Source organism: Rhodococcus sp. MurmanLake-1 (assembly GCF_056945715.1).
The window spans coordinates 182825-205531 of sequence record NZ_JBWZNF010000001.1; the positions used below are offsets into that span (position 1 = coordinate 182825).

A 22707-nucleotide genomic window follows, 5' to 3' on the forward strand; every position below is an offset into this window, starting at 1 on the left:
AACACACAGGGTGATGGACCCCGGGTGGGTCCGGACGAGGGGAAAACGTTGAAACTGCGAACCAGACGCGTGTTTACCGGATCGATGCTGACTGCTGCTGCACTGACTGCCGCACTTCTCTCCGGGTGGACTGCACAAGCAGATCCCGCATATCCGGCACCGGACCCGGACCCGTTCTATTCGCAAGCAGCGGCCGAGGGGACCGCCGGCACGCCGATCTCTGTGCGCCGGGCCCCTGACCTGATGACCTTTCCCGGCGTCGCGATCTGGCAGGTCAGTTATCGGTCCACGAACTCCGAGAACAAGCCGATCGCCGCGGTCAGCACGATCCTGGTCCCGCCGAATCAAGCGCAAGACGGCCCGTTGCTCTCCTATCAGCACATCGTCAACGCACTCGGAACGGGATGTGCGCCATCTCGCGCGCTTTACGCATCGGATCCCAACATCGTCATCCGTGAAGCGCCCATCCTCAACGTCGCGCTTCAACGTGGATGGACCATTGCCCTTCCTGACCATCTCGGACCCAACAGCGCCTACGGCGCCGCGCGCCTGGGCGGACAGATCACGCTCGACGGTATCCGCGCCGTTCAGAAAATCCCCGAATTGCGTAGTGGCGCCAGCCCAGTCGGTATTGCCGGTTACTCCGGCGGCGGCATGGCCACCGCGTGGGCGGCCGCACTGGCCCCGAGCTACGCACCCGAGGTCAACCTCGTCGGTGTAGCCGAGGGTGGCGTTCCGATGAATCTGTCCAAGATGGCCAACGGCCTCGGACAGGATCCGCACCCGGCATTCGGCCTCGCCTTCGCCGCAGCAATGGGCCTCGAACGCGAGTACCCCGACCTCCTTCCGCTGAGCAACCAACTCAATGACCTCGGTCGGTCGATGCGGACCGAACTCACCAACGCGTGCACCAACGACATCCTGAGAGTTGGCGCAGGACGCAGCGCTTCCCAGGTGTCGACGTCGACTTCCCTGTTGTCCAGCCCCGAAGTGCGAAAGGTTATGGACGACAACAGCGTCGAACTCTACCCGGGTGTGCCGACTGCCCCGGTATTCGAATGGCACACCCCCGACGACGTCCTTATCCCCATCGATTCGGTGGTGAACACGATTTCTCGGTACTGCGCCGCCGGAGCCACGGTTCAATCTCAGCTGTTCCCCAGCCCGGACCACCTCACCACTGCGGTCCTCGGTCTGCCCACCGCGTTCGAGTACCTACAGGACCGGTTCGACGGAGTGCCGGCCCCGCGTTCGTGCTGAATGTCTCCGGAGTGATGTATCGAGCAGGCGCGGCACATGGCCAACTCGGTGTGCCCGTGGCATCGTTGATCGTATGAGCGACACGGATGACACCGGCGCGGCCGGCAATGGCGATTACAGTCTCGATCCCGACGACCAGCTTCAACCCGAAGACACCCTGATCGATCGAGGCGTGGACGACATTCTCGACGAGGGAATCTCACCACCGGAACGCCCATTGGGCCTGGACGCCCACGGGTTGACCGGCAGTGAAGAATCGGCGGGGGAGACCCTCGACGAGCGCCTGGCCGAGGAAGAACCTGATCCGTACGCGTCACTGGGAGATCCCCTGAAGGATCCGGCAGATGCCGACGAATTCGAACGGGAAGAAGAATTCCCGAACGGTGACGAAGTCGGAAATCGCCGCGTCGGGCGTCTCGTTGCCGAAGACGAGGGCCGATACGAGGACGAGGAAAGCGAACTCATTGCCGGAGACGTCGGAATCGACGGCGGCGCAGCGTCGGCGGAGGAAGCCGCGATGCATCTGATCGAAGAATCAGACGACTGACCGACCGCCTGACTGTTGTGGCTGTTGATCGGTGAGAACGATGGAGTGGACGTGATTTCCACCCATCCTCTTGCTTTCGTACATCGCCGAATCGGCTAGGCGATGTAGATCGTGAACGCCACTTTCTGCTGCTTGCACGTCTGGCCAGCCGCCGTTGTGTATGGCTATGCCGATGCTTGTCGTCGAGAGTGGTTCGCCCGTAGGGGAGTTCATGATGGGGGCGATCCGTGCGAGCAAGTCGCCGACGTACGGCAACGGCATGATCTGAACGACGACGAACTCGTCACCGCCGATACGAGCGATCGCTGCGTCCGATCTGGCCCAGTCGTGGAGTCGATACGCCGTGCGCAGGATGACGCGGTCGCCGACGTCGTGACCGTAGGTGTCGTTGAAGTGTTTGAAATTGTCGATGTCGATCACCACCACCAGCAAGGACTGGTCGAGGCTGGATTTCGCTTGCAGGAGTTCGGAAGTCCGCCGTGAGAGTCCGCGCCGATTCAGCAGGTCCGTCAACGGATCGAGTTCGGAGCTTTGAGCGTCGTTGCTCAGGAGCGCCAGAGCAATCTGCGTGACCACCGGTATGACGGTGATGACAGGGATGGCAAAGGCAATGCGTCCCAGGACGTCTGAGAGGCCGGAAGGTACATCGGTGAACACGCCAATGCTGGCGATAACGATGACCGCCCCGGAAAACAGCAGGTGCCACAGCTGCGCTCGAAGATTGTGAAAGAACGCTATGTACGAGCCGACGAGTCCGAAGACGAGGCACCCCAGCAGCCTTTGATCCGGATCGGCCTCCGCCAGCACGATCACCGCAACAGCGAGGTCGCCCGCGATGACAAAAAGGTACGACCGTTCCCGGGTCGTCGCAGTGAACGGCAGCGCTGTTCCGCCGATCATCACGAGCACTGCGATGACGACGTCCAACGGAAATCCGATGGTCTGTACCGAATGGGTGCCCAGTCGCTTCAGCAGAATCGTGACTCCCAGGAGGAAAACCAATATGCCGATGCCTATCCGAGTCGGCATCAGAATTCCGTTGTCGCGCAAGAATCGCGTGAATCGGTCGAACTGGTCTGGCACTGCAAGCCAGCGGTGCACGACCTTGGGTGTGTCACTCATCGCGGCCACTGATCATTCGAAGCGGCCGGTCGAAATAAAACACATGCGGCGATAGTAGTCCGTGGCGATGACAATGGAACTGCACCCGCTCGGCAGCCTGTCGTCCCCAATACGTCACAGTGACGAATTGGGGCGGGGTGGCTGGGAGTGGGCGAGACTCATCCATCAACATCAACCCGCGTCAGGCGGCCTGCCGCGCGGCCTGGACACCTGAGCGGCAGGGTTGCTCGGTGGCCGGCCGGGGTCGGACGGCGATCGACGATTGATTGTCCGACGACGGGCACGCCAAGATGATCAGCTCACACAATGCGTCCAGCGGTCCAGGGCGGAAGCACGCGAATGGTCGACAGATACATCTACGGATCGACGACGCAGGAAACGGATCATGAGCCGATATCGCCAGGTCGACAATTTGCCGATAATCTACATTATGTCAAGTAATGGGTATTCGGACGTCCCCCGTCAGCCTGTCCGCTAGCTTTGCTCACATGGATTTCGTTGCACTCATCCTCGGTTCACCACGTGGCCGTCGCTTCTGTGCGAACGTCGGGCACGCGTGCCGCGCCAGCGCAAGCAACTCCGGTGGACACTGGCCTCAATCGCCGGAACATGCGCTCGAAGTTCTCGGCGCTGTTGATATCCGGGCAATCACCGAGATGTCCGAACTCGAGATTCTGCACTGTCTTGCGTATGCCGTAGATTGCGCACGCTACTGGGAGCCGCCGGACGAAGAAGACCTGATCTTCGTCCGGCCGGATGTCGCAGCGGCGCTGCGACCGATTGCCGGAGCACTCCTCGACTCGCCACACACCGCATGGTGGACCGAGCCGATCGACCGCCTGAACCAGAATCTGGTTGAAAAGCGAAACCCCATTTACGGCTGGTCGGGCCTACCCCTGCGGATTTACCCCACGAAGGACGGCCTCGAACAGTGGCGCGATGAGGCACTCGATACCGAACGCCGGTTTCTGGAATACCAGATCGAAGATCCGGACCGTAACATCGGAGGCGAATGGTGGTCTACCCCTTTTGCCAACGGCACAACCGAAACAACCAGGGCCCGCGACGGTATCGGGGCCCTCGGGGTGTTTCTCGAAGAAGACAGCTCCTCGAACGAGGCGCGGGTGCAGCCGGTAAGGATCTACGGCGCGCCCCGCATCTACGAGATCACCGGTCCGCAGGACTGGGCGAATCTGGTCGATACCTATCCCCTGCCAGTGCCCGCTTCACGTCGCTTCGTTTGGTACGACACGACCGGTGAATACCGTGACTGGTTCATTCCGGACTGGGTTTCGGTCGCCGCAGATTACGACGCCGTCCACCTGACCTTGATGGCTTATCTGACCACGCCAGGCATCGCGATCCCGTTGTCGGCCAACTCGGGGGCCACCGTGCTCGCCGGGTGGGATCCGGACGCCGCATTCTGGCTACGAAGCAACAACATCACCGTCGAGGGCGAGCCACCAAGCTGACGTTCAGCTACACCGAATTCAGCAGGTGCGCCCGTACGGCCAGCCACCGTGCAGTGTCCTCGATCCCCTGTTCCAAGGTGAACGTCGGAACCCACCCGAGTAGTCGTAACGCACGATCGTTCGACGCATAGGCGCCGGCAGTGTCACCGGTGCGTCGGTCGGCAGCGACCACGTCGACGTCTTCGCCGAGCACTTTCTCGAATGTGTGTACCAATTCCCACACCGTCGTCCCCCGCCCGCTGCCCAAGTTGACCACAGTCATGCGTGATGAATCAGCGGTGACCCGGTCGAACCTTTCGAGTGCTCGAACATGAGCGTCTGCAAGGTCCCAGACATGAACGTAGTCACGCACTCCCGATCCGTCGCGCGTCGGCCAATCCGTCCCCGTAACCCTGAAAGGCGTTCCTGTCGAATATGATTCGAACAGCTTTCCGAGTGCGTGGGTCGGGCGCGCCGACGCTGGTCCGCTTCGCAATTCCGGATCTGCCCCGACAGGGTTGAAGTAGCGTAGAGATATTGCCGATAATCCTGTGGCCGCCACGATGTCGTCAAGCATCGTTTCGAACTGAGCCTTGCTGTGCGCGTAGGGACTCTGCGGTGCGATCCGCCAATGTTCGTCGACACACCCACCGTCGCTCGGCGCGTACACCGCGGCAGAGGAACTGAACAAGAAGCGCTCACAGCCGTTCCGAAGGACACTCGATACCAGTGTCAGTGACTTGGATACGTTGTTCTCGTAGTACCGCGCCGGGCTACTCACGGAATCTCCGACCACGATCAAGGCCGCACAGTGAACTGTGGCAACGATATCGGGATGATCTGCGAATATCCTGTCGAGCAGTTTCTCGTCCGCGATGTCGCCGCAGTAGAACGGGAATCTGTGCGCAAATTCGGCACGGCCGGTCAGCAGGTTGTCGAGAATCACGACATCGATCCCGGCGTCGACGCACTTCGACGCCACGGTGCTTCCGATGAATCCCGCTCCGCCGGTGATCAGTACTTTCACGCTGCTCCCCCGGCATCTTCGACGGCAGCCCTCGCACGACGGACGAAGTGGGATACGCGTGAGCGTGCCAAGTCCCATCCACGTAGGTCGCGCCCGTCCCGGATGGAAAGCCGATCACGGTCGAGAAAGAGCGGCACCATGACCAGATCGCGGTAGAGCGAGTGCAGACGTGGGCGATCGGCCAACCACAGCGTGCATTGCCACCACCAACGCGCCGAGGTGGTCGTCACCCCGGTATTCACTCCGAAAATCGATTCCACCGCAGCCCAGTGGACGTTCACCGCGCGACGGACATCGCGCGGCAATCGGCGTCGCGCGAGCATCGCCGGGAGTGACGGCTCGGAGTCGAACAGGTACCCCACGTCGAAGACGCTGTTCAACGCCAGATCAGCGCGAATCAAGGCGCGATCGGCAAGCCGCGCGTGAGCGATGACATGAAGCGTGACATCGGCAAGGGCAAGTCTGGATCCTTCGGTCTCCGAGCTGAGTCCTCGGACCGCGGACTCGCGGGTCAACGCGTGACGGGCGAACCGCGGAAGCAAGTGTGAATGGATTTCGACGGAGCCGTGACGGTCGTCGCGAAGGAGCGCTGGTTCCTGATGATCGTCGTGATCGATGGAATCCCCTGCCACCTCGTCCGGGCGAACCATTCGATAGCCGAAGTCGATGATCGCGTCGTTGGCTGGAACGGCGTGTGCGGGATCTACGACCAAGAGGTCGATGTCCGTCATCCGTCGTGCCGCCGGGTTCGGCCAGATTCTTCGCTCGAGAAGAGCAGCACCTTTCAGCGCGACAGTCGGAAATCCGCTGCTGTGTAACAACTCTTGCAGTTCTACGCGCTGCGCATCGAGGTCCGCGATACGAAGCGCGTTTCGGTGATGGACAAGGCTCAGCGTCAATTCCGGACTCGACGCGCTAGCTGCGGATTCCGACAGCATTTCGGCGAAACTCGCCGGCAGGACCGATGCGAAGCCGGCATCGACTGCGCGGGCGGCCAGCAGCGGCAGCACCTTGTGCCTGGCAGCGGCGTCGATGACTCGCGGCCAATCTTGCTGCGAACACGAACGGATGACGTCGGCCCCGCGCTCGGGTTCCAACATGGAAATCAGGTACCGGGTGTCACGCATGACGCCACCAGTTCCTCCACGGTGTCGGCGCCGGTGTCGCCGTGGTGCCGGATCATTCTGTAGCACGGGGCATTCGAGAGCAGGGCAGCGATGTTTCTCAGGGTCAGTCCGTGATTGTCGGACCACAGAGCGGATTGCTCGGCCAGCGACTGTATCGCCTGGGGTGCGGGCATCGGCGCGACACGAGTAGGACCCCCGTCCCATTTATCGAGAATCAGCACCAGATCGATTCCGCGAACCGCCGAATCGACGTTGGGAGTCGCGGGCAATGTCGACGGGTCCAGTGCCCACACCGAAGGGGTATACGGGAGATACAGCGAATCGTGCGCCTTGATGTCCGGGAGAACGTCGAACGTACCGGCTTTCAGATGGACCCGGCGCGGCAAGCCCACCGCTTCGGTACCGCGAATGAAGGCCCCTTCGTCAGCTCGCAGTTGTGCACCCCGTAAGGCAAGGGCAAGCGCCAAGGTGGTTTTACCCGCCCCGGAGTGCCCGGCGATCGCCACTCTCACACCGTTGCAGTCGACCAGAGCGGCATGCAGGCGTGTCCACAGTTCGGTATCTGCGGACGTCATGACATCCCGGTGCACAGTGCGGTAAACGTTCTCCGCGAGGTGGAGTCCGTCGAGACCGATCAGCGGTTCCTTTCTGCCTCCGATGGTCGAGTCGATGGTGGCGTCCCAGCGACCGAACGTCGATCGATTCCGCTGAATCCGAACTTCGATGTTGTGGTCCGCAGGCCAGGGGCTGGCAATTCGATGCTCGATGACACCGAGTTCGGGTATGGCAGGGCCGCGCACGATCGCATCAACCCATAGGTAGTGCGTTCGGAATTGTGGTACGTGGCTGCCTGTCACGGGATTCTCACACCAGCAGACGCGAGGCGCTCAGCTGTCCATAGGTCTCGCTGACCACCGACTCCGCGTCATGGTCAGGGATCTCGAGTACCTCCGACACCGCCTGGACGATGTCACTGACGGTCCGGCCGTCACACAGTTCCCACACCAAAGTCGCGACGGGGTTGAGGTGGTGGGCAACCTCGCTGGAACTGTCGTACAGCACGACACCGTCGGTGAGATCATTGCTCTCCACCGTCTGTGAGCGCTGAGGCCTCGCGTCTTCGAGTAGTTCCGTCAAGATATCTCCTTGTTCCAACCAGTCCGATATTCGTGTTGGGCTATTTGCGTTTGCGGTGGTGTCAGAGCGAGAAGCGTCGTGAGTATTCGGATTCGATTGCGCCCGAACGAATCAGGCTGCGTGTGGAGGCGATGCCGGGTGCGAGCGTCAGACACGTGAGCGCTCCCCCGGCGTTCGCATCCACCAGGTAGTTGCCCAAAGTTTGGTAGTGGCCCGCCCATTTTTCGAATGCTTCGGGGTCTACCTCCGGATCCGCAATCGCGTCCAGAATTCGTTCGAAGGCGCGCGAATGAACGAGGACGGCGTGAACTGCACGGTTCTCCGGACTGGTGCGCAAGAGCGCCGAACCGTCGATCAGCGCTCCGTCGGCCGATTTCGCGTCGTGTCCGAGTTGGACGACATCCCAATCGCGGTGATCGAGGTCTTCACGTGCGTGGTCCAGGATCGACGCAGCCGCATCCAGCAAACTCACGTCGTCAGCTGCAATGAGGACCGAATCCCAGCTCTTCTCGGTCGCCCGAGAAACCGCGCGACGCCACGAGACGGCAAAGGCCGCTTCCTGATTCATCACGTCCTCGAAAGCTGATTCTCTCTCCACCGCTGTTACGCGCGGTAAGCGAATGAATCGATGCCAGGACGCCTTCCATCTGTCGATATCGAGGTCAAGATTCACGACGACAACACCGAGGTCCGACTTCGAATCCTCGACAGCCGGGGTGGGTTCTCCCCCTACTCGGGCAGGCGACAGTGGGCGATCGAGCACAACGTCGACTGCGCCCCGCTCGAGCAGATAGGTCGCCAGTGAAAAGTCGGACCGCACGGGTCCGTCCATGCTCCGAGAGAGTTCGTCTCGCAAGGTTCGGTATGCCGCGGCGCGAACAATCAGTGCAGCCCCGACCAGGTCTTCGCCGTGTGCGTGGATGACGGCCGCATCGGCTTCGGCGGGGAGGTCGTCTGTTATGTTCCGCAGCTTGTACATAACCGCGGGTTCGATCACGCGAGCCTCGTCCAGGAAGACCACCGACTTCCAGCCCAGCAGAATCGCCTTGTCGAGTCCGGCGACGAACGCTGAGGCCGTCCTCCACCCATCCGGACCGTCGTCCTCCGCCGGAATGGCACGGTGAACGGTCAGTTCGATCGACTCGGCCTCCGCCAGGCATGAACGCCACGGAGCTACTCGGCCGTCGTCGCTGAGAACGATCACCCCGCCGAAGACCAACTCGGGTCGCTGGACGCTCAGTTCGGCACGGCGACGAATCTCGGGATACGAATCACCGAGGTACCTGGAGAACTGACGATGGAGTGAGTCGAGATCCCATCCGACCTCATTCCAACCGAGCAGGTAATTGTGAACGCGATCTTCCCAGTTTATTCGATACGGGACACCCGCCGGGCGCTCGAATCGATGGTGCCAACCAAATGTCGGAAGGCAGACGACCTTTCCGCCGTTGATCCGGAACTTCTCGTGGATGTATCCCTCCTCACCGCCGAATCCGGTGAAGTGCGAGTTCAATCCCGGCCATGCCTCACGCCTGCAGGCAAATGAGCCGAGGCCCTGCATGATGATCTCGAAAGGCACGTCCGGGTGTTGCTTCGCTCGCGGATCAACTCCCCAGGAGCCGAACATTCCGTTGCGCCACTTGGGGTCCATGTGGGTGGCCGCGATGTGCGAGGAATCCTGGGAGAGCATCGGTCCCTGGATCAGATCGTCAGTTTCCGGATTTGCATCGAAATACGCCAGCAACGCCGACAACGATCCCGGTGCCAGGATCACGTGGGAGTCGAGGACCAGGACATACTTTCCGGTGGCCTTGCGGAACAGGACGTCCCGCACCGCAGTCGATCGAACGTCGGTGAACGGGATGTAGCGGAACCGATCGATGTAACCGGCAAACGATTCGAGCATCGGCGCCGGCAACCCCTCGGGGTTGTTGTCCAACAAGACGAATTCGACTCTGTCCAGAATCTCGCGATGATGGACCAGGATCGAGTGGATCGTGAAGTATGCGCCGTCGAAATCGTCGTAGGTCGCGATTGCAATGGTGAGGTCGGCAGATTCTCCGTGCGGCGGAGTTTCTTTCACCTGTACTGGCACCGCGCTCTGAAGCCTCTTCAGAGCGCGGTGCAGGGCGTCGTCGAACTCGGGCATCGGTGTGCTCCCTGGGAACCCGTGGCGTTGTATCGATTACGTCGGTTACGCAGGTTCCGTGGGATCTGTCGGCTTGGTCGGGCTGGTTGGGAACGTCGGCTCGGTGCGAGTGGTCGGCACAGTTGGGACAGTTGGGACGGTCGGCTCTGTCGGCTCCGTCGGCCCGGTGGGCTTGGCGGTCGTCGTTCCACCCGAGCCTGACGAGCTACCGGTTGATCCGGAACCTGTGGAACTTCCAGACGATCCCGAACTCCCGGAACTACCCGAACTTCCCGACGATCCCGAACTTCCCGACGATCCGGGGTTGCCCGGCTCGTTTCCGCCCGGCTGGTTCCCTCCCGGAGTATTACCACCGGGCTGATTCCCGCCTGGTTGCTCGCCGCCTGGTTGATTCGGATTCTGCTGGCCACGAGTAGGAACTCCGGAGAGGTTCGGCGTGTCACCGGCCGCGAAGGCCGGTGCCGCACCACCGAGGCTGATCGACGTCACGACCGGAACAGTTACCGCCGAGGCCGCTAGAACTGTCTTGACGAACTTGCGTCGATCAACCGGAACATTCTGAAAAGCGTCGCCGCCCATAGCGTTTCTCCCATGCGTCCGAGACGAGGTCGTCCTCACTCGATGTCGGGCAAAACGCTAGCATCCTTCCGGCAACTTTACAGACTGAACGCGCCGATATTTGACGGGTATGCGAATTTGAGTCCGGACTGCGCCGCCTGTTCGGACAGAAGTACGGCGATCTCCTCCTGTTCAGGGGACTCGTTTGTCCCGGTCGACAACCGTCAACCGACCGGCATCTCCCACGGCGCCACCGGAAGAGTATTTCCGGTCTCGAGGTAGGACTTCAGATTCGACAGCACCGCCGACCATCCGCCCGCTACCTCCATGCGAGCCGATTCGTCTGCCAAATCGGTGTGCTTGACGGTCAATCGCACGATCGCGCCGAAGGCTTCGATGTCGAAACTCACCCGCGAGATATCGACGCCCGGTTCGCCGTTCGGATCAGCCCAGGTGGTGACCAACCTGGACGGTGCGCTGCTTTCGACTACGGTGCCGACTACATCCGCGATGTTCGAACCGTCGATCCGGCGGTGCTCCCACGTCGATCCCGGCTGCCAGTCGGAGACGTTGCTGTGTCCCCAATACTCTGCAGTGGCCCCCGCGTCCGTGAGTGCTTTCCAGACGTTCTCGGCCGTACTGGCGATGTAGGTGACATATACAAAACTGGGCTTGTCGGTCATGGCTTCCTCCGCGAGTTTTTTGACGGCACTGAGCGCATGCAGGCGCGGTACCTCGAACTTGTTGATCCATCGCTCTCGAATCTCCTCGAGCGCAACGGGATTGAGATAGTGAAGTTTCGTTCTCCCCTGCCGCACCGTGCTGATCAGATTTGCATCCTCGAGCGCCGTGAGGTGTTGCGTGACAGCTTGGCGACTCATGTCGAGGCTCCCGCACAGCTCACCGAGCGACTGCCCGTTGGCTACGAACAGGCGGTCCAGCAGAAGTCTTCGCGTGGGATCGGCAAGTGCTTTGAAGGCTGCATTCATCCGGTCGTTCACAACTTCACGATATGCAAGCATTTGCTTGCATGTCAATGGTTGGGCGTGCCGGGTTTCGGAAGTAGGGATAAATAGGGTGTGATGTCTTCAGGCAGATGTGATCTGAATCCCGGATCACACCGTAAGAGAGGTTGAGCACATGGACTGGGCAGCAATTGGAGTGGGTGTCGGGTATGCCTCGGTGGCTCTGTCGATCCTGGTTTTCGTCGGCGGGTGCATCGCACTGTTCATTTTGTCGGTCCGCCAGTAGCTGACACCTCGACAAAGTGGTGAACACCCCCGGCGCGAGGATGACACGCGTCTCGGGGTGATCGCCGCCGGAGGCTGCTTGATCGATTCGGACACACCGGCGCGCGTCGGACTGCTCGCAGAGAAGCTCGGCCGCGGTGGGACTACCGTAGGACTGTCGCCTAGAACTCGAGGAGTACGGAATGAGCATCCAGTCGGTTGAACCGCACCGCCACCGCGTAGTGGTGATCGGTTCCGGCTTCGGAGGATTGTTCGGCACTCAGGCTCTCAAAAAAGCCGATGCCGACATCACGATGATCGCGCGTACAACCCACCATCTGTTTCAGCCGCTCCTCTATCAGGTTGCGACCGGCATCCTCTCGGTCGGTGACATCGCTCCCGCCACGAGACTGGTGCTGCGCAAGCAGAAGAACGCCCAGGTGCTGCTCGGTGAGGTCGAGACCATTGATCTCGAGAATCAGACCGTGACCTCGCGTCTGCTCGAACGCGTCACGGTTACGCCGTTCGACAGTCTGATCGTGGCGGCAGGTGCCGGTCAGTCGTACTTCGGCAACGATCAGTTCGCGGAGTTCGCCCCCGGAATGAAAACGATCGACGACGCCCTCGAACTGCGCGGACGAATCCTCGGGGCCTTCGAACAGGCCGAACTGTCGGACGATCCCGCCGAGCGCGCGCGCTTGCTCACCTTCGTCGTGGTCGGCGCCGGCCCCACCGGGGTGGAGTTGGCCGGGCAGATCGCCGAGCTTTCCCGTCGAACGCTGGACGGCGCCTTCCGCAAGATCGATCCTCGTGAAGCGCGCGTCGTGCTCCTCGACGGCGCCCCTGCCGTGTTGCCCGTGTATGGCGGGAAGCTCAGCCGCAAGGCTGCCGAGACGCTCGAGAAGCTCGGCGTCGAGATCCAGCTCGACGCAATGGTCACCGACGTCGACAACGACGGTCTGATCATCAAGGAAAAGGACGGCACGCTTCGCCGCATCGAGTCACAGTGCAAGGTCTGGTCCGCCGGCGTGCAGGCCAGCCCCCTCGGCAAGCAGCTTGCAGAGCAAAGCGGCGGAGAAACCGACCGCGCCGGCCGAGTGATGGTCAATCCTGACCTGTCGCTTCCCGGACACCCCAACGTCTTTGTCATCGGCGACATGATGTCGCTCGACAAGCTTCCAGGACTGGCTCAGGTCGCCATGCAGGGCGGCAAGTATGCGGCCAAACAGATCAAAGCGTCACTGGATGGAAAGTCCCCGTCGGAACGAGTTCCGTTCAAGTACTTCGACAAGGGCAGTATGGCGACGATCTCGCGCTTCAGCGCGGTAGCCAAGGTGGGCAAGCTCGAGATCAGCGGCTTCATCGGGTGGGTTGCCTGGTTGGCAATTCACCTCCTGTACCTCGTCGGATTCCGTTCACGCGCCTCGACGCTCTTGTCGTGGGCAGTGACGTTCTTCGGGCGTGGCCGTGCTCAGATGGCGTCCACCGAGCAGCAGGTCTTCGCGCGAAACGCGATGGGCGAGTTGGAGAAGAAGAACAAGGAAGCGACGGAGTCCGGCAGCACTTCGAATGGCGAAGCCAAGAAGGCTGCCGGCAAGCAGCAGAAGGCCGCCGGCTGATCGATCAGCACCTGGGCGAATAACGAAGGGCGGCTGTGGAGTTCAACTCCACAGCCGCCCTTCGTCATTTGATCGACTGCCGCGTGGTCAGTTTCCGATCTTCGCCACCTCGGTGATGTTCGCGAGGCGAACCTGCCCCTTGGAAACGAGTCGGCCGTTCTCGTCGGTGATGCGAACTTCCCAGAGTTGCTGGGTGCGTCCGCGATGAATCGGGGTGGCTTCAGCGGTGAGAGTGCCCTCCCGCGTTGCGCGCAGGAAGTCGGTGTTGTTGTTGACTCCGACTACGTGTCCTCGCTCGCCCAGCCACACGGTGCCGCCGACGCTGGCGAGAGACTCCACCACCGAGCAGTACACACCCCCGTGCTGTATCCCGGCGGGCTGGTGCAGCGTGGGCTTGACCGTCCATTGCGCCCTCACACGGTCTGGGCTCAGTTCGGTGTATTCCAGGCCGATGGTGGCGTCGAAGCCCGTCCCGAGCCGTTTCATCATCTCTGCGGTCTCAGCAGTGTCGACCATGCCATCTCCATCTGTGATTCTCTGGCGCCGGTGTGGCTGCCACTCCCTACCTGATTACACGAGAGGTAACTCGAGCTTGGAATCAGGTCTGGAAAAAGAACCGGCGGGTTTCCCATCATTCGATGGGAAACCCGCCGTGGGAAGGACCGGGAGTCTCTGCAGCCCTCAGGACTCCGGCGCGGTCCGGCAGTTTCGTCACTCTCGCGTCGTGTAGCTCTCTGCGAGGTGTTCCACAATCATAGGCAAGGCTGACCTAATTTAGCAAGCCTTTCGTCGAACTGGTTCCAACGAGGGCGTAGCGAGACCTTGCGGCGCGCACGAACCGGCAGCCCGGCGGCGACAAAGGCGTCCAGCAGTCCCTGCCCTCGACGCTGAGCGGCCAATTCGCCCTCACCGGCCAAGATGGGGACGTAGGCCGCTGCACCCAGGATCGACTCCCCTACCAGGCCCCAGAATCTGAACTGGTCGACGGGCGCACACCTGGCGACGGCGTCATAGATCGCTCGGAGTGAAGTCAGGCAACGGTGCGCGGTCCAGACAAGGAGCGCTTCTTCACATGGCATGTCGACGACGCCGTCACTGCCGGACTCCCGTCCGTTGGGCGCAACGCGCAGCGTTTCGTCGACCACGCCGGCCCAGTCGATCCCGCCGTCGCTGTCCATGTGGATGAACAGGTTCTCGAGCCCCGGGTCCCATGCGGACCCCTCGGAGACGATCGACGCGGCCACCCTGCCGACCACGGCATGAATAAGTGACGTGGCAACCTGGATCGCCGCAGCTTCGGCGCTGTCGAGATCTTGAAGTGAACGGGCGAACATCTGATGCACCCGATCCCCGCACAGGCCCTCGCTCAGTTGCCACCAACGCCGTTTACCTTCGCCCGCCATGGCGGCAACCGCGTAGACGCGCGGATAGTCAGGGTTGAGTGCTCGTAGGCGAACGCTGGTGCGGCTCAATGCGTTCGACCGGAGTTCGAATTCACGAACATCCGCATGCTGGGTGGTCAAGGTGATGGTCACCGTGCACTCCAATCGGCCGAAGTTGTCTTGTGGTTCTTAATGTAGGTTAGCCTCACCATAATTCAAGAGTAAAGAACTGTGACGCTGGGCACCGCATATTCACAGGAACGTCCCCCGCAGGAAGCGCACCCGCATAGGGTTCCGTAACCTAAGATGCGAATTCCCTGCGCACCAAGACCAGGAGCTCGAACCGCCAGTGACGATGATCAAATCTCTCGGGAACGGACATCCCCGAGGACCCAGCGAGACGTACGGACGGCGCATCGTGCCGCGCGGCCCCGCTCCTGTCCGAATGCGTGTCCTGGCTGGACTTTTCGACGCGGCGGTGTTCCTACTTCCGTTGATCGTCGGCTGGTACATCGTCCAGTCGCTCCGTGACGACAACGGTGGCGGCGAGGCCGATCGAGCAGTCTTCGGCGGGACAGCAATAGCGATCGCCGTCGGTCTGCTTGTGTGGAACCTCGGATTCCGTGAGGGGGTCACCGGTCGGACCTCGGGGAAGGGATGGGTTGGCCTGGTCACGCGTGACGCGACCACCAAACAGCCCATCGGTGTCCGCCGGGCTCTGCGCAGACCGTTCGACCGAAGCGGCATCGAGGTGGTCCGAGAAAGCACGGCCCGCGACGAGGGCTTCGAAGAACTCGCACGCGACAACAGTGTCGGTGCAACTCGCCGGCGCCGCCTGATCGGACTCGCGGTCCTCACCGTGCTGCTCGCGCTTGTGATGCTCGCGAGTATCGCGGTGGGTGCTCGTCCACTGACGTTCGCCGAGATCTTCCACGCGCTCTTCAATTCGGACGGAACTCAAACGGACATCATCGTGCGGACGTTGCGCGCCCCACGAACGATTTTGGGTTTTGTTGTCGGAATTGCACTCGGTATCGCCGGTGCCTTGATTCAGGGACACACGCGCAACCCGTTGGCGGATGCCGGTCTACTCGGCCTCAACGCAGGCGCGGCGTTCTTCGTGGTCATGGCGATCTACCTCTTCGGCTTTACGGCGCCGAGTCAGTACCTCTGGTTCGCGTTCGCAGGATCCTTCGTCGCCAGCATCGTCGTTTTCGGCTTGTCTTCCATCGGAAACGGCGGCGCAAGTCCTCTGAGTCTGGCTCTGGCGGGCGCGGCCGTCGCGTTCTTCCTGCAAGCCATGACCAACGCCGTGATAATCCTCGACCAGACGAGCCTGGACGCCTACCGTTTCTGGGTTGTCGGGTCGGTGTCCGGTCGCGGGTTCGACGTCCTCTGGCAGGTCCTGCCTTTCCTGATACTCGGATTGGTCATCGCCTTGGCAAGTACGCCGGGGCTCAACGTCCTCAGCTTGGGTGAAGACGTCGCAAAAGCCTTGGGAACGAACATCGCGTTCAGTCGCACACTCGGCATCGTCGCGATCACCCTGCTGACCGGCGCCGCCACCGCGGCGTGTGGTCCGATCGCGTTCATCGGTTTGGTGGTCCCTCACGTGGCCCGGGCCATCACCGGACCCGACTACCGCTGGCTGGTCCCGTACGCGGGCTTACTCGGCGCGGTCATGTTGATCACCGCGGACATCATCGGCCGCGTGGTCGTGCGCCCTGGTGAGTTGCAGGTCGGCATCATCTTGGCCCTGTTCGGCGCTCCGTTCTTCATCGCTCTCGTACGCCGCAGGAAGTTGGCAAGTCTGTGACGCTCAAGCAGGAACTCCGGGTACTCCCCCGGACCGTCCCCTCACGTAAGTCGATCCGCCTCGGTGGATTCTCGCTGGTCTACCGCCCACTCGCGGTGTCGGTGAGCATTGCCCTCGCAGTTGCGCTGTTCCTTCTGCTTTGCATCAACATCGGGCGGGGCGACTATCCGATCTCGATCCCCGATGTCATTTCGGTCCTGCTCGGCAATGGCAGCAAGACACAGAACCTGATCGTCTTCGACCTTCGACTTCCTCGGTCGCTCACCGCGCTCTTCATCGGTATGGCACTCGGCATTGCCGGTGCGGTCACCCAGACGATTGCGCGCAATGCCCTCGCCAGCCCCGACATCCTCGGAATCACGGCTGGATCGAGTGCCGCCGCAGTGGCACTCATCGTACTCGGCGGGGGTGGCTCGTTCGTGGGACTGCTTGCCACACTGGGGATTCCGTTGGCTGCGCTCTGCGGCGGCCTACTGACAGCAGTGGTGATCTACGCCTTGGCGTGGCGCAAGGGCGTCGAGGGGTTCCGCCTCATCCTGATCGGTATCGGCATCAACGCCATGCTGGTGGCAGCGACGGGATGGCTCCTCATCTCGGCGGACATCAACGACGCTTCTCGCGCACAGGTGTGGCTCAACGGTTCACTCAACGGTGCCACCTGGAATCAGATGTGGCCGGTCGCAATCGCCGTCGCAGTAGTCGGCGGCTACGCGGTGATCGCATCGTTCACCATGGGAGCGCTGCGGTTGGGCGACGACAACGCAACCTCACTCGGTGTTCGCTTGCAATCATCACAGGCCAAGTTGTTGCTTTCCGCCGTGGCACTGGCCGCCATCGCGACCGCAGCAGCAGGTCCGGTCGGCTTTGTCGCCCTGGCTGCGCCACAGGTCGCCATGCGTCTGGTGCGCTCCGCCGGCCCGCCCATCGTGGCTTCCGCGCTGACCGGTGCTGTACTGGTGGTAGGCAGCGACGTCATCGCTCGAACAATTCTGCCTGTGGAACTCCCCGTCGGAATCGTGACTTCCGCACTGGGCGGCCCGTTCCTGCTCTACCTGTTGGTTCGTAACAATCGGAAGGTCACAGCATGACCACCATCGCCCAGTCCACCGATGCTCCTTCGCGTCTCGTCGCGCAGAATCTGACGCTCGGGTACGGGGATCGCATCATCGTCGACGGACTCGATCTCGAGATCCCCACCGGCGTGATCACGACGGTCATCGGACCCAACGGTTGCGGCAAGTCGACGCTCTTGCGCGCGCTCGGTCGTCTGCTCAAGCCAAAGGGTGGATCGGTCATCCTCGACGGCAAGGCGATCAGTTCGATGAAGACCAAGGAAGTCGCGCGGGTGCTCGGAATGCTCCCCCAGACTCCTGTTGCGCCGGAAGGGCTCACCGTCGCCGATTTGGTCTCACGTGGGCGCCACCCGCACCAGTCGTGGATCAGGCAGTGGTCCGCGGACGACGAGGGCGAGGTCGCCGAAGCGCTCGAGCTGACCGGTGTCTCGGATCTCGCCGATCGGCCCGTCGATCAATTGTCCGGCGGTCAGCGTCAGCGAGCCTGGATCTCGATGGCTCTCGCCCAGGGAACCGACATCCTGCTTCTCGACGAACCGACTACCTATCTGGACCTCGCGCACTCGATGGAAGTCCTCGACCTGGTGGATCAACTCCACGAGGAAATGGGGCGCACCGTGGTGATGGTTCTGCACGACCTCAATCTCGCGGTCAGATACAGCGATCATCTGATCGTGATGCGCGACGGCGCCGTCGTCGCTTCTGGTGTCCCCAAGGACATCATTTCCGCGGAACTTCTGCTCGAGGTGTTCGGTCTCGAAGCTGCGGTCATCGACGATCCCGTCTCGGATCGGCCGCTGATCGTTCCGATCGGAACCCGGCACGTGTTCGGTGCCGTCGGCGGGCCGGCAAAGCCTGCGTGACGATCGCGAATCAGCGACCCAGAATCGTCCGAACGAGTTTGAATCCCTGACCGATCGTCACGGTCGGCAGGTATGCCCGTCCGACCGCGTTGCCGATGCTCGGCAACGCGGCTGGATCGGCGAATGTCATGTGCATCGGCACGTATCGCGGCTGGAACTTCGATTTGAAGGCCAGCAGCGATCGAAATCCGTACACCGGTTCAAGGGTGCGACCGAGTAGGTCGAGCACGCTGTCCATCATCGCCGAGAAAGTCGTGGCCTCCGGTTCGTTCGCATTCCTCTCGGAGTCACCGGCGATTGTTGCCAGCGGTGCACCGGACAGACTGAGGAACTCGACGCCCTCCTCCTCCAATTTCAGTGCAGCGGAAGCGATGAGGAACTCCATCGCGGGACGGAACCCTTCGGAGCGTCGCCTCATGAAGTCGAGTGTCCACCCGACGACTTTGCCGTCGCGGTACACCGGTAGCCACGATGTGACACCGTGCACGGTGCGATCCTCGTCGACCGCGATCAGGCACCGCACTTGTTCGTCCTCGACCTCGTCGAGTCCGCCGAGGGTGAATCCCATCTCGGGCATCCCCTTGTCCGCTACCCACTCCTCCGAGATGGCGACTATCTGATCCTTGATCGCGAGAGGTGCATGAGGGAAGGAAATCCACTCGGCGGTGATACCGGACTTCTTCGCCCGGTTCAGTGCTGTGCGCACGTCCTGGAACCGCTTTCCTGTGAACGCGACTTGTCCCAGGTCGAGCACGGTTTCCTCGGCGACCTGTAGACCGCTCCAGCCCATCGAATCGGTGATGGTTCGGGCGTCGTCGGTCACGGAATAGAAGCAGGGAATCCAACCGTTCGACGACGCGAACTCGGCGAACCCCTCGATCGCCGCGCGCATGCGATCTGGAGGACCGACCGGATCACCTGTGGTGAGAGCAACGCCGGCGATGACGCGATACGCGACGTAACTCGAACCGTCCGCGCTGAACCAGTAGGTGTTCCCCTTCCACGTCGTCATCCACGACAACGGGCTGCCGGTACCGGCGATCAACATGGATCGCGCTCGTTCGGCGGCTTTGGGATCGGCGGTCTTGACCGGCTTGAGGAAACTCACGAATACCAACAGGGCGGCAACGCCCCAGAACACGACGCCGGTCCACTCGAAGAGCAACGTCGACTCGATGTCCACGGGAAGCAGGCGCGGGTCGATCAACTGCAGGTACACCGGCGGTACAAGGCGCTGTGGGAAGTCCGCGAGCAGCATCGTGACCGTGGGCTCGCGGTCGAACCCGTGCCTGGCGAGCATTCCGCCGCCGACGTAGATCACGGCGAGGACCGCGAGCAAGGTCACGATCGCAGCACCGAGACGTCGGTACGTCTTGGCCGGGGCCGCGACGTCGAAGTATCGACGTGTGGCGATCAGCAGGATCAGCACGAAGAGCGGTGTCAGGAACGGCACCAGAGTTCGGTACACGTTCGGATCGCTGATTCCGTAGAACAAGCTGTCGCTGTCGACGGCGTCGACGAACCTGATGACGAAGTTCCCGATCGAGAGGACGAGTAAGACGACCTGAGCACAGACAGTCGCAATCCAGGCGAATCTGCGGCCACGACGGAGCCCATCGCTCAACACCAGCACAAAAATCGACGGCATCAACGAGAGCAGAGTCGGACCGATCCCCGAGAGTCTCAGCTCGAGGAGGCCGCGTCGGCAGTCCGGATCCGACGCGGATTCGGCGCACAGCTCACGTACTTCTGCGACAGTCCAGGGAACACCACGGAAGAGATCGCGGAGTACGGCGAGTGGGCCAACCGCCTGTGGGGACAGCGCGGCGATCATCGGGCCGATCGCACTTGCCGCGACGACGATGGCGACCAGGACTCGGCCCTCTCGCTGTGTCCCGGCGATGCGTTCACCGCGAGCCGATCGTCCGACGATCCACTGTCCGATCACCAAACCCACCACAGCGGCAAAGAATCGGATGACATCTTGCAGCTGACCACTGAACAAGGCCAAGGTGATGGTCAAAGCCAGGGTTCCGACGCGGATGCGGCGACGCCACAATGTCCCCATGTTCGAGCTGGCGGCCATCGCGGCGCCGACGATCCACGCGCTCGCGCCGACAGCGGAGCCGACATGGAGGCGGAACCCCCAATTGGAGTCGAACACTTTCACGAAGGATGCCCAGCCGAGCCCGAGCAGAACTCCCAAGATTTGAGTGCTTGCGCCGGCGATCGCCAGCTTGATCGTTCCCATCCGCCGTTCGAGAGGTGCAGCGACCGCAATCAGGAGCACGCTCGCGCCGATGTACCCGAGCAGGTTTCCTGCCCACAGCGCGGAGCTCAGTGGAATCCAGACATGTCCGTGCTGGATCGAGCCCATTCCCGCACCGATCGTGTGCTCGAGATCGCGGGACGGTCCGTGAACGAGGCTGCCGGTTGCGGCGCCCAGTATCCACATAGTGAGAAGTAGGACGACCGTCAAGGGTGCGTCGCGAATGCCGAAACGGATGATGCCGGCAGCTTTCTGCGTGACTACCCGCGCCCGTGATGTCGATTCTTCGGTGCCCGGCGAACTGTCGATCGTCATCTACGTGCGGCTACTTTCTGCGGATCGACTGTTGGCTTGCAATTATCGGGCATCGTCATTGTCGGGACTTTGGTCGTCTCACACCACCGTAACCGTCACGCAGATCACTATGGCCAATACCACACCCCCACCGAGGCGGTTACTACTACCAGTAGTACGTATTTCGTCGTGGAAGTCCGTAGAATCGAAGAATGGCAGGTCTAGGTGAACTCGAACGCGCGGTGATGGATCATTTGTGGTCCACATCGGAACCGCAAACTGTGCGACAGGTGCATGAAGCACTCGCGACGCATCGCGAATTGGCGTACACGACGGTAATGACCGTTCTGCAGCGCCTGGCGAAGAAGCATCTGGTGATTCAGCAGCGTGACGATCGCGCCCATCGCTATCTTCCCGTCAACAAGCGCGAAGAACTGGTCGCGAGTCTGATGGTCGACGCGCTGGCCCAGGCCCCGGAGTCCGGCGGTCGCGCTGCGGCACTCGTCCACTTCGTGGGACAGGTCAATGCTGACGAAGCCGATGCTCTCCGCGAAGCGCTCGCTGCCCTCGAGGTGCGCGAGTCCGCGAAAAAGGCTGCGCAGCCCGGAATTTCTAGGCCGAACTGATTTCGTCGTGCATGATGTGTAGGACATGAACGCCACTACTGCACTGGTTTTCGGACTGCTTGCCTTGTTGCTGGCCGGTCCGGTTCCCGCACTCCTGAGCCGCTCCACGTGGCCTTACCGCGCTCCACGCGCGGCGTTGGTTCTGTGGCAAGCCGTCGCAATTGCTGCGGTGCTGTCGGCATTCAGCTCGGGCCTGGCCATTGCCAGCCAGCTGCTCGTTCCCGGCGCTGACGGTAGGCCGACGACGGCCCCGACCGCCGAAATCGATGCACTCGGGCTCCCGCTGTGGATTCTGTACGTGGTTGTTTTTGCCCTGACGCTTCTGATCGGCGCGAAGCTGATCTTCTCGATAATCCAGGTCGCTGTGAGAACCCGACGTCGCCGTGCACGTCACCGCGTGTTGGTGGACCTTCTCGACGACTGCGCCATGCCCGCGTCGGTGGAACGCACACCCGATCTGCGGGTGCTGGACGTGGACGAACCGATCGCATACTGCCTGCCAGGTCTGCGCCAACGCGTGGTTCTCAGCCAAGGCACTCTGCAGAACCTCGATCATGCCGAGGTCAAAGCAATCCTGACCCACGAGCGTTCACACCTGCGAGCTCGTCACGATCTTGTCCTCGAGGCTTTCACGGCCGTCAACCACGCCTTCCCCCGTTTCGTCCGTAGCAAGTCGGCTCTGGGATCGGTACAACTGCTGGTGGAGTTGCTCGCCGACGATTCAGCTGTGCGGGCTACCGGTCCCACTCCCCTCGCGCGGGCACTTGTCGCGTGTGCCGGATCGACGGCACCCCGCGGAGCGATGGCAGCGGGCGGCCCGTCGACGCTCATCCGAGTGCAGCGCCTCTCGGCCGACGATGCAGATCCCCGCATCGCAGTTTTTGCGTATCTCGGGGCGGTCGCGATTCTCGTGGTTCCCACGGTTGCGGTGGCTGTGCCCTGGCTCACCGAACTTCGACTGCTTTTCAACGCATACTGAGTCTTGACCTGCGCAACCCCGTGTAGTAGTGCAGGTCACAGGCGGGGCTACCTGACTTCGGTGTCCCCGGTGGCGTAGAGTGGACCACGGCCACCATCGTGGTCCGTCAACATATAACGGCACACAGCCCAATTCCCCGCAGTATGCGTTCGGATTGCCAGGTGACATGTGCCCTGGCT

The 22707-nt window shown here is 61.9% G+C and carries 20 protein-coding genes; 10 read left to right on the forward strand and 10 right to left on the reverse strand.

Going from position 1 to position 22707, the window contains the following annotated elements:
• Nucleotides 1-84 precede the first annotated feature (84 nt).
• Both AC2ETI_RS00750 and AC2ETI_RS00755 read left to right on the forward strand, forming a co-directional pair.
• Entirely contained in the window at nt 85-1260 is a 1176-nt protein-coding gene (locus AC2ETI_RS00750; RefSeq protein ID WP_021344275.1) for a lipase family protein, read from the forward strand.
• Nucleotides 1261-1333: 73 nt separating this feature from the next.
• Nucleotides 1334-1807, forward strand: coding sequence for a DUF5709 domain-containing protein (locus tag AC2ETI_RS00755; protein ID WP_019748468.1), 474 nt, complete (start codon nt 1334-1336; stop codon nt 1805-1807).
• On the opposite strand, the gene AC2ETI_RS00760 is transcribed toward AC2ETI_RS00755, so the two are convergent.
• Nucleotides 1796-2929 carry a GGDEF domain-containing protein gene (locus tag AC2ETI_RS00760; protein WP_483633447.1) on the reverse strand — a complete coding sequence of 378 codons (1134 nt, stop codon included), beginning with the start codon at nt 2927-2929 and terminating at the stop codon, nt 1796-1798. The two genes, AC2ETI_RS00755 and AC2ETI_RS00760, sit on opposite strands and share 12 nt — an antisense overlap.
• Before the next feature lie 488 nt (nt 2930-3417).
• Between AC2ETI_RS00760 and AC2ETI_RS00765 the strand changes: the two genes are divergently transcribed.
• A complete protein-coding gene (locus AC2ETI_RS00765; protein WP_483633448.1) occupies nt 3418-4401 on the forward strand; it encodes a hypothetical protein in 984 nt (327 codons plus the stop codon).
• 7 nt (nt 4402-4408) lie between these two features.
• On the opposite strand, the gene galE is transcribed toward AC2ETI_RS00765, so the two are convergent.
• The 5 genes from galE to AC2ETI_RS00790 all read right to left on the reverse strand — a co-directional run bounded on the left by galE (nt 4409) and on the right by AC2ETI_RS00790 (nt 9820).
• Complete coding sequence (gene galE / locus AC2ETI_RS00770) at nt 4409-5407, reverse strand: UDP-glucose 4-epimerase GalE (protein WP_483633449.1); 999 nt, start codon at nt 5405-5407, stop codon at nt 4409-4411.
• Nucleotides 5404-6534, reverse strand: a complete 1131-nt coding sequence (locus AC2ETI_RS00775; RefSeq protein WP_483633450.1) for a nucleotidyltransferase family protein — start codon at nt 6532-6534, stop codon at nt 5404-5406. The genes galE and AC2ETI_RS00775 overlap by 4 nt, the downstream gene beginning before the upstream one ends.
• Nucleotides 6513-7334 (reverse strand): hypothetical protein, encoded by an 822-nt coding sequence (locus AC2ETI_RS00780; RefSeq protein ID WP_483633451.1) that lies wholly within the window; start codon nt 7332-7334, stop codon nt 6513-6515. The genes AC2ETI_RS00775 and AC2ETI_RS00780 overlap by 22 nt, the downstream gene beginning before the upstream one ends.
• A gap of 64 nt (nt 7335-7398) precedes the next feature.
• Complete coding sequence (locus tag AC2ETI_RS00785) at nt 7399-7671, reverse strand: PqqD family protein (RefSeq protein ID WP_020969628.1); 273 nt, start codon at nt 7669-7671, stop codon at nt 7399-7401.
• Between the two features lie 61 nt (nt 7672-7732).
• Nucleotides 7733-9820: a glycosyltransferase gene (locus AC2ETI_RS00790; protein ID WP_483633452.1), complete on the reverse strand. Its 2088-nt coding sequence runs from the start codon at nt 9818-9820 to the stop codon at nt 7733-7735.
• A 58-nt stretch (nt 9821-9878) separates the two neighbouring features.
• Here AC2ETI_RS00790 and AC2ETI_RS00795 point away from each other — a divergent pair, with 58 nt between their 5' ends.
• Nucleotides 9879-10181 carry a hypothetical protein gene (locus tag AC2ETI_RS00795; RefSeq protein WP_029255360.1) on the forward strand — a complete coding sequence of 101 codons (303 nt, stop codon included), beginning with the start codon at nt 9879-9881 and terminating at the stop codon, nt 10179-10181.
• A gap of 421 nt (nt 10182-10602) precedes the next feature.
• Here AC2ETI_RS00795 and AC2ETI_RS00800 read toward each other — a convergent pair whose 3' ends face one another.
• Nucleotides 10603-11400, reverse strand: a complete 798-nt coding sequence (locus AC2ETI_RS00800) for an ArsR/SmtB family transcription factor (RefSeq protein WP_483633453.1) — start codon at nt 11398-11400, stop codon at nt 10603-10605.
• A 410-nt stretch (nt 11401-11810) separates the two neighbouring features.
• Between AC2ETI_RS00800 and AC2ETI_RS00805 the strand changes: the two genes are divergently transcribed.
• Nucleotides 11811-13226 carry an NAD(P)/FAD-dependent oxidoreductase gene (locus tag AC2ETI_RS00805; RefSeq protein WP_019748456.1) on the forward strand — a complete coding sequence of 472 codons (1416 nt, stop codon included), beginning with the start codon at nt 11811-11813 and terminating at the stop codon, nt 13224-13226.
• Nucleotides 13227-13313: 87 nt separating this feature from the next.
• On the opposite strand, the gene AC2ETI_RS00810 is transcribed toward AC2ETI_RS00805, so the two are convergent.
• Both AC2ETI_RS00810 and AC2ETI_RS00815 read right to left on the reverse strand, forming a co-directional pair.
• On the reverse strand, nt 13314-13742 hold the full coding sequence (locus AC2ETI_RS00810) for a PaaI family thioesterase (RefSeq protein ID WP_020969625.1): 429 nt from the start codon (nt 13740-13742) through the stop codon (nt 13314-13316).
• Nucleotides 13743-13978: 236 nt separating this feature from the next.
• Nucleotides 13979-14761, reverse strand: coding sequence for a hypothetical protein (locus AC2ETI_RS00815; protein WP_483633454.1), 783 nt, complete (start codon nt 14759-14761; stop codon nt 13979-13981).
• Nucleotides 14762-14963: 202 nt separating this feature from the next.
• Between AC2ETI_RS00815 and AC2ETI_RS00820 the strand changes: the two genes are divergently transcribed.
• From AC2ETI_RS00820 to AC2ETI_RS00830, 3 genes are read left to right on the forward strand one after another with little or no spacing between them, the layout of a single operon-like run.
• Complete coding sequence (locus AC2ETI_RS00820; protein ID WP_483633667.1) at nt 14964-16424, forward strand: FecCD family ABC transporter permease; 1461 nt, start codon at nt 14964-14966, stop codon at nt 16422-16424.
• On the forward strand, nt 16421-17512 hold the full coding sequence (locus AC2ETI_RS00825; RefSeq protein ID WP_019748452.1) for a FecCD family ABC transporter permease: 1092 nt from the start codon (nt 16421-16423) through the stop codon (nt 17510-17512). The genes AC2ETI_RS00820 and AC2ETI_RS00825 overlap by 4 nt, the downstream gene beginning before the upstream one ends.
• A complete protein-coding gene (locus tag AC2ETI_RS00830; protein ID WP_020907760.1) occupies nt 17509-18360 on the forward strand; it encodes an ABC transporter ATP-binding protein in 852 nt (283 codons plus the stop codon). Before AC2ETI_RS00825 ends, AC2ETI_RS00830 begins: the two co-directional genes overlap by 4 nt.
• A 10-nt stretch (nt 18361-18370) precedes the next feature.
• Here the strand turns inward: AC2ETI_RS00830 and AC2ETI_RS00835 are convergent, their stop codons facing one another.
• Nucleotides 18371-20944 (reverse strand): bifunctional lysylphosphatidylglycerol flippase/synthetase MprF, encoded by a 2574-nt coding sequence (locus AC2ETI_RS00835; RefSeq protein ID WP_483633455.1) that lies wholly within the window; start codon nt 20942-20944, stop codon nt 18371-18373.
• A 191-nt stretch (nt 20945-21135) separates the two neighbouring features.
• On the opposite strand from AC2ETI_RS00835, the gene AC2ETI_RS00840 reads away from it, so the two are divergent.
• Both AC2ETI_RS00840 and AC2ETI_RS00845 read left to right on the forward strand, forming a co-directional pair.
• Nucleotides 21136-21549 (forward strand): BlaI/MecI/CopY family transcriptional regulator, encoded by a 414-nt coding sequence (locus AC2ETI_RS00840; protein WP_003944876.1) that lies wholly within the window; start codon nt 21136-21138, stop codon nt 21547-21549.
• A 25-nt stretch (nt 21550-21574) separates the two neighbouring features.
• Nucleotides 21575-22528, forward strand: a complete 954-nt coding sequence (locus AC2ETI_RS00845) for a M56 family metallopeptidase (protein ID WP_003944922.1) — start codon at nt 21575-21577, stop codon at nt 22526-22528.
• Nucleotides 22529-22707: the final 179 nt, after the last annotated feature.